At 75.1% G+C, this 6,892-nt stretch carries 4 protein-coding genes and 1 tRNA gene; 3 read left to right on the forward strand and 2 right to left on the reverse strand.

From position 1 onward, the window contains the following. Nucleotides 1-117: 117 nt before the first annotated feature. Together sthA and CTKZ_RS16795 are read left to right on the forward strand one after the other, a co-directional pair. Entirely contained in the window at nucleotides 118-1,590 is a 1,473-nt protein-coding gene (sthA, locus tag CTKZ_RS16790; RefSeq protein ID WP_200829788.1) for a Si-specific NAD(P)(+) transhydrogenase, read from the forward strand. 13 nt (nucleotides 1,591-1,603) lie between these two features. Then, a complete protein-coding gene (locus tag CTKZ_RS16795) occupies nucleotides 1,604-5,386 on the forward strand; it encodes a glycosyltransferase (protein WP_124344018.1) in 3,783 nt (1,260 codons plus the stop codon). Nucleotides 5,387-5,472: 86 nt separating this feature from the next. On the opposite strand, the gene CTKZ_RS16800 is transcribed toward CTKZ_RS16795, so the two are convergent. After that, nucleotides 5,473-5,853, reverse strand: coding sequence for a VOC family protein (locus CTKZ_RS16800; RefSeq protein WP_124344019.1), 381 nt, complete (start codon nucleotides 5,851-5,853; stop codon nucleotides 5,473-5,475). A 64-nt stretch (nucleotides 5,854-5,917) separates the two neighbouring features. Then, a complete protein-coding gene (locus tag CTKZ_RS16805; protein ID WP_124344020.1) occupies nucleotides 5,918-6,574 on the reverse strand; it encodes a GNAT family protein in 657 nt (218 codons plus the stop codon). Nucleotides 6,575-6,686: 112 nt separating this feature from the next. Between CTKZ_RS16805 and CTKZ_RS16810 the strand changes: the two genes are divergently transcribed. Beyond that, a tRNA-Ser gene (locus tag CTKZ_RS16810) sits at nucleotides 6,687-6,771 on the forward strand. Nucleotides 6,772-6,892: the final 121 nt, after the last annotated feature.

Consider the following 6,892-nt stretch of genomic DNA (forward strand, 5'->3'; position numbering starts at 1 on the left):
CGGCTGCACGCGTCGCACGGGCAGCGGACGGTCGAGGCTCACGCCGCAGGTGTACCGGGCGGCCGGGCGCGCGTCCAGCGGGTGTGCGGGACGGTCGACCGGGCCACACTCGGAGGGGTGAGCAGCGACGGCATCCCGGGACCGGTGGCCGAGCCCCCTGCGGCTCCTGCGCCGGGGACCGAGCGGTACGACTACGACCTCGTCGTCATCGGCTCCGGGCCGGGCGGCCAGAAGGCGGCGATCGCCGCGGCGAAGCTCGGGCACCGCGTCGCGGTCGTCGAGCGGCGGCACATGATGGGCGGCGTCTCCGTCAACACCGGCACGATCCCGTCGAAGACGCTGCGGGAGGCCGTCCTCTACCTGACGGGCATGGCGCAGCGCGACGTGTACGGCGCGAGCTACCGCGTGAAGAGCGACATCACGATCGAGGACCTGTTCGCCCGCACGCAGCACGTCATCGGTCGCGAGATCGAGGTCGTCCGTGCGCAGCTGCTGCGCAACCACGTCGACCTGCACGCGGGCCGCGCGGCGTTCGTCGACCCGCACACCGTCGAGATCACCGACGACGACGGGCGGCGCACCCGGATCTCGGGGCGGTTCGTCGTCATCGCGACCGGGTCCCGCCCGCACCGTCCCGACACCGTGCAGTTCGACGAGCGGACCGTCGTCGACTCCGACGGCGTGCTCGCGCTCGACCGGGTGCCGGGGTCGATGGTCGTCGTCGGCGCCGGGATCATCGGCATCGAGTACGCGTCCATGTTCGCCGCGCTCGGGACCCGCGTGACGATCATCGACAAGCGCCCGACGATGCTGGAGATGTGCGACCCCGAGGTCGTCGAGTCCCTGAAGTTCCACCTGCGCGACCTGTCGGTGTCGTTCCGGCTCGGTGAGGAGGTCGCGGGCGTCGACACCGGCTCGCGCGGCACGGTGACGCGGCTCGCGTCGGGCAAGAAGATCGCCGCCGACACCGTCATGTACTCCGCGGGCCGGCAGGGGCAGACGGCCGGGCTGAACCTCGAGGCCGCCGGGCTGCAGGCGGACAAGCGCGGGCGGATCGTCGTCGACGAGGACTACCGGACCGCCGTGCCGCACGTCTTCGCCGTCGGCGACGTCATCGGCTTCCCCGCGCTCGCGGCCACGTCCATGGACCAGGGCCGGCTCGCCGCGTACCGCGCGTTCGACGAGCCCGCGCGGGAGCTCGCGGCCGTCCAGCCCATCGGGATCTACACGATCCCGGAGATCTCGTACTGCGGGCGGACGGAGGACCAGCTCACCGCGGACGCGGTCCCCTACGAGGTCGGGATCGCGCGTTACCGTGAGCTCGCACGCGGCCAGATCGTCGGCGACTCCTACGGGATGCTCAAGCTGCTCGTGCACACGGAGACGCGGGAGCTGCTCGGGGTGCACATCTTCGGGACGTCGGCGACCGACCTCGTGCACATCGGCCAGGCCATCATGGCGTGCGGCGGCGACGTGGACTACCTCGTGGACACCGTGCTCAACTACCCGACCCTGTCCGAGGCGTACAAGGTCGCGGCCCTGGACGCCACGAACAAGATCCGCGCGGTGGCACGGTTCAGCGAGGTGTGACGGAGGAGGACCGGTGGCGGGGCTCACGTGGGGAGGGCCCGCTCGGGACCTCGACTGCCGCATCTGCGGGACGCGCGGCACGGCCGACGGGGTCGTCACGACGGCCGGACCCGACGGGGCCGAGATCCACGGCGTGCGCTGCGCGACGTGTGGCGCGCTCGACCTGCTGCCCGTCGCGGGGGCGTCCGGCTCCGACGACGTGCAGGTCGACGAGTACGTCGAGGGCGGTGCGGGGGTCGGGACCATCGCGACGGCCCTCGCCGCCGTCGAACCCGCGCGCGTGCGGCGGTTCCTCGACGTCGGCTGCAACTACGGCTTCGCGCTCGACCTCGCCCGGTTCGCGCACGGGTGGGAGGTGCTGGGCATCGACCCGTCGTACGCGGCGGTCCGGGGCGCGGCTGAACTGGGCGTGCCGATCGTCCACGACTTCCTGACGACGGAGTCGGACCTCGGCGGCACGTTCGACCTCATCCTGGCGAGCGAGGTCATCGAGCACGTCCCCGCACCGCTCGACCTCGCGCGCGTGCTGCGCCGCCACGCGGGCCCGACGGGGATCGTGCTGCTCACCACTCCGGCCGCCGAGCACGTCACGCCCGAGTCCCCCGAGCCGGAGGTCGTCGCCGCCCTGAGCGCCGGCCTGCACACCGTCCTCGCGACCCGCGACGGCCTGCGCGACCTGCTGCGGGAGGCCGGGTTCGCGGTCGCCGAGGTCCGCCGCGAGGGCCTCACGCTCGTCGCGTTCGCGACCGACGACACCTCCGCGCCCGCACCGCACTGGGACCGGCACCTGCCGCCCGCCGTGCTCGAGGACTACTACGCGCACCGCGCCGCCGAGGCGGACCCGTCCGGCACGCTCGCCGTCGGCACGGCGACGCGGCTCGTGCGCTCGCTCGTCGCCCGGGGCGCGTTCGCGGAGGCCGAGAAGGCGATCCCCCGCATGGTCGAGACGGTCCGCGCCCGGCACGGCGTCGACCTCGACGACCCCGACGCGGCGCTCGCGGCGCTGCACGCCGGGGCGGACGCGTCGTGGGCCCTGCCCGGGGCGGCGCACGCGATCGGCATGACCTGCCTCCTGTCGCGCGACGACGTCACCGCCGCCGAGCGGTACCTCGCGCTCGCGCAGCAGGCCGCGATCGCGTGGATCGGCACCCACCCGACGGACCTCGACGCGCTCGACGTCCGCTTCGAGGCCGCCGTGCACCGCGCGGTCGCCCTGGCCCGCACCCGGCCCGCCGACGCGGCCGCGCTCGCGCTCGAGCTGCCCGAGCACCTGGACACGTCCACGCCCGACGGACGCGACCGCGTGGCCGGCCGCCGCTGCCACGTCCTCGTCGAGCTCGTCGCGCGCGGCCGGTACGACGACGCCGGCCCGCTCGTCGGACCCGTCGCGGACGCCGCACCTCGCCTGGCCCGCGGCGACGGCCGCTGGTCGACGTCCGCGCTCGACGCGCTGCTGTCGCTCGGGATGCGCGCCCTCAACACCGGCGACCCGCGCACCGCGCGCCTGTGGTTCACGACCGCCGCCGACGCCGCCGGCGAGCACCCGGACGACGCGCACGCGCAGGCGCTGGCCGTCGTCGCGCGGGAGCACGTCACGCTCGCCGCCGCGCAGGGCGCCGTCGAAGAGGTCGCACCGCTGCGCCCCGTCGAGGCGCCCGTGCACCACGGCCTCGACGTGTACTGGTGCGACGCGTCGGGCGTGTACCTCGAGGGCTGGGCGCACACCGCGCCCGAGCCCGCGAGCGGCGTGTCCGTCGAGGTCGGCGGCACCTCGGTCCGTGCCGCGCGGCGCCCCCGCCCCGACCTGGCGGCGTTCTGGCCCGGCGACCCGCACGTGGTCGACACCGGGTTCGCGGCGTACGTGCCGGGCACCCCGCACGGCGAGGTCACGCTCGTCGTGCACACCGCGCGCGGCGACCACCGCGTCCCGCTCGACCTGCCGGACCACCCGCTCCCGCGGCACGAGGACGTCCCGGAGCTCGAGGAGGAGGAGCTCCTGGCCGAGCTCGCCGCCGCCGCACCACCCGGGCCCGTCCTCTGGCTGGGCTCGCGCACCGACCGGCCCGACGAGTACGCGCGGCTCGAGGCGCCCTTCGCGGGACGCGTCGTCCGGCACCTCGACATCCACGCGGGTCCGGGCGTCGACGTCGTCGCGGACGTGCACGCGCTGTCCACGGCGGTGCCCGCGGGCGAGTACGCGCTCGTGGTGTCGCGGAGCCTGCTCGAGCACGTCGCGGCGCCGTGGCTCGTCGCCGCCGAGATCGGCAAGGTGCTCGCGCCCGGCGGGCTCACGTGCCACGTCGTCCCGTGGACCTGGCCGACGCACGCCCAGCCGAACGACTTCTGGCGGCTCTCCGACGCGGGCCTGCGCCAGCTGTTCGGGCCTGCCACGGGCTTCCGCACGCTGCGGACGGGCATGGCCGGGGGCGTGACGGTGACGCCGTCGGCGCAGTGGCGCGAGCACGCGTACCTCATGCCCGCGGTCGCCAGCGAGTCCGGGGCGTGGGTGGTCGCCGAGAAGGTCGGCCCGCCCGCCGGTCCCGTGAGCTGGCCCGTCGACGCGGCGGACAGCGCCGAAGTCGCCCGTCGCTACCCCGTCGACGGGCTCGCGCCGGCGGCGCCTCCCGTCGGGACCACCGCGCGGGCCGACGCCGACGCGTCGCGGACCCCCCCGTCGCCGGACGTCGTCGCTCCCGGGACACCCGCGCCGGTCGCCGTCGTCCCCGGGACAGCCGCGCCGGTCGCCGCGCGGGCGGCGCTCGCCGACGCCCGTCCGGGGGCCGCGACCGCGCACCCGCGGTCGGCCGCCGTGACCGCGATCCTCCCGCTCTACCAGGGCGCCGGGTACGTCCAGGACGCGCTGCGGTCGATCGCCGCGCAGACCCTGCTGCCCGTCGAGGTCCTCGTCGTCGACGACGGCTCGACCGACGGAGGCGGCGCGCTCGCCGCCGCGTTCGACTCGCCCGTGCCGATCCGCGTCCTGCGGCAGGACAACGCCGGGCAGTCCGCCGCCCGCAACACCGCGGCCGCCGCCGCGCGCGGCGACCTGCTCGCGTTCCTCGACCAGGACGACACCTGGTACCCGCAGCACCTGGCCCGGCTCGTGCGGCCGTTCGAGCGGTCCCAGCACGTCGCGTGGTCGTACAGCGACTTCGACGAGATCGACGGCGAGGGCGGGACCGTCACGCGCTCGTACATCCGCACGTACCAGCTGCCGCACCCGCACCGCACGCTGCTCGAGCTGCTCGCGTCCGACCTCATGGTCGTGCCGTCCGCGTCCGTGCTGCGCGCCGACGCCTACCGCGAGGTCGGCGGGTTCGACCCGCAGCTCGTCGGGTACGAGGACGACGACCTGTTCATCCGCATGTTCCGCGCGGGCTGGCATGCGGAGTTCGTCCGCGAGTCGCTCACCCGGTTCCGCGTGCACGCGACGAGCACGTCGGCGGGCGAGCGGTTCCGTGCCAGCCGCGTCGCCTTCCTCGACAAGCTCGCGCGCACCACGCCCGACGACGTCCGCATGCAGCGGTACTACGTGCGCGACCTCGTCGTGCCGCGCCTGTTCCAGATCACCCTCGACGACTACGTGACCGCCCTGCGGTCAGGGGACCTCGACGCGGCCCGCGCGATCGCGGGGACCGCCGCGCAGGTCGCGGCGTACGGGCGGCCGAGCGCGCGACGACGTCGACGTCTGCGGGCGCTCGAGCGGCCCGAGCTCGTGCAGGCCGCGCTGCGCGCCCGGGCGGTCCTGCCGTCGTGGCTGCGGCCGTCGGTGCACACGGCGTTCGACCGACCCTGAGCCGCGCGCGGGACGTCGTCGGTCGTGACGTCGTCGGTCGGGACATCGACGTGCGCGACGTCGCGTGGGCCGTCCCGCGTCGCCCGTCAGCCCGCGTCCGACGCGTCCGTGTCCGTGGTGCCCTCGTAGAGACCCATCTGGTTGCCCTCGGAGTCCTCGAAGACCGCCCACCAGCTGGTCGGCGTGATCTCCTCCTTGCCGCGGACGACCTTGCCGCCGTTCGCCTCGACCGCGGCGAGCGCGTCCTCGATCGAGTCGACCTCGATCGTCGACCGCGGTGCCTGCAGGTCGCCGCCGCGCGGCCCGAAGCCGCCGCCGCTGATCTGGTTCGGGGCCCGCCACATCGGGTACCCCTCGAACCCGGGGAACTCCTGCACGTCCCACCCGAACACCGTCCGGTAGAACGTCGTCGCCCGCTGCATGTCGTCCGCGGGGATGTCGACATGCGTGATGTCGCCGTGCGCCATGGCCGTCGCTCCGCTCGTCGCGCTCGTGCCCGCCGCCGTCCGCGCCGGGCCGGACCTCGCCAGACTAGGGGCGGCGAGCGGGTCGGCGCAGCCCGTGCATCTGCGGTCCGCGCGGCCCGAGCCGCACCGCGCCGACGTGCGTGAAGCCGCGCGCGACGTAGAACGCGACGTTGCTCTCGAGCGTCGTGTTGACGTGCGCGGGCAGGTGGTCCGGGACGCCCGCGAGCCCGGCCTCGACCAGCGCCGCACCGAGGCCGAAGCCCCGCCGGTCGGCGTCGACGCCGAGGAAGTGCAGGAGCGCGTGCGGCTCGTCGAGGAGCAGGCCGTGCATCGCCGCGAACCCCTCACGCACCAGCACGACGCGGTCCGCGGGCAGCAGCAGCCCGAGGGTCGACGGCCCGGGCAGCGCGGGACCACCGTCTGCCCCCGTCGCCTCGGTGCCCGGCACCCGCCACGCCGCCGCTCCCACAGCCCGGCGGTCGTCGACCGCGAGCCACGCGTTGCCCGCGAGCACGTACTCCTCGATCGCGCCCCACAGGAACGCCGCGACCGCCGCCGACCGGTCCGCCCGCAGGCCGAAGATCCAGTCCATGAGCGGGTCGTGCGCGAGCGCCCGGGCGAGCACCGTCCGCGTCGCCGCGAGGTCCGCCGGGCGGGCCCGTCGGATCTGCGCACCCTCGACCGTCGCGACGTCTCCGTCCGCGTCCTGCGCCACCACCATCGCGCCCTCCTCGTCGCCGCGTCCCCGACCGACACCCCATCGTGGCCGCCCGACCCCGTCCCCGTCGCCCGTTTCGGAGATCGCGGTCGGGTCGAGTACCCTGGGCCCGCCTGGAGGATTCGCCTAGTGGCCTATGGCGCACGCTTGGAAAGCGTGTTGGGTGAAAGCCCTCGGGGGTTCGAATCCCCCATCCTCCGCCGCTGTGATGTCGCAGGACATCGGCAACAGGCCGGACCCTCAGGGTCCGGCCTGTTTGCGTGTCTGGGGTTGGTAGTTGCGGGTGGTGTCGATGGTGAGTTCGCGCAGGAGTTCTCCGGT

The sequence above is a fragment of the Cellulomonas algicola genome, from assembly GCF_003851725.1.
Classification (GTDB): domain Bacteria; phylum Actinomycetota; class Actinomycetes; order Actinomycetales; family Cellulomonadaceae; genus Cellulomonas; species Cellulomonas algicola.

Bases quoted from the DNA above. Each gene is read 5' to 3' on its own strand.
- CTKZ_RS16805 (WP_124344020.1), bottom strand. From the start codon at position 6,574: ATGGTGGTGGCGCAGGACGCGGACGGAGACGTCGCGACGGTCGAGGGT.
- CTKZ_RS16800 (WP_124344019.1), bottom strand. From the start codon at position 5,853: ATGGCGCACGGCGACATCACGCATGTCGACATCCCCGCGGACGACATG.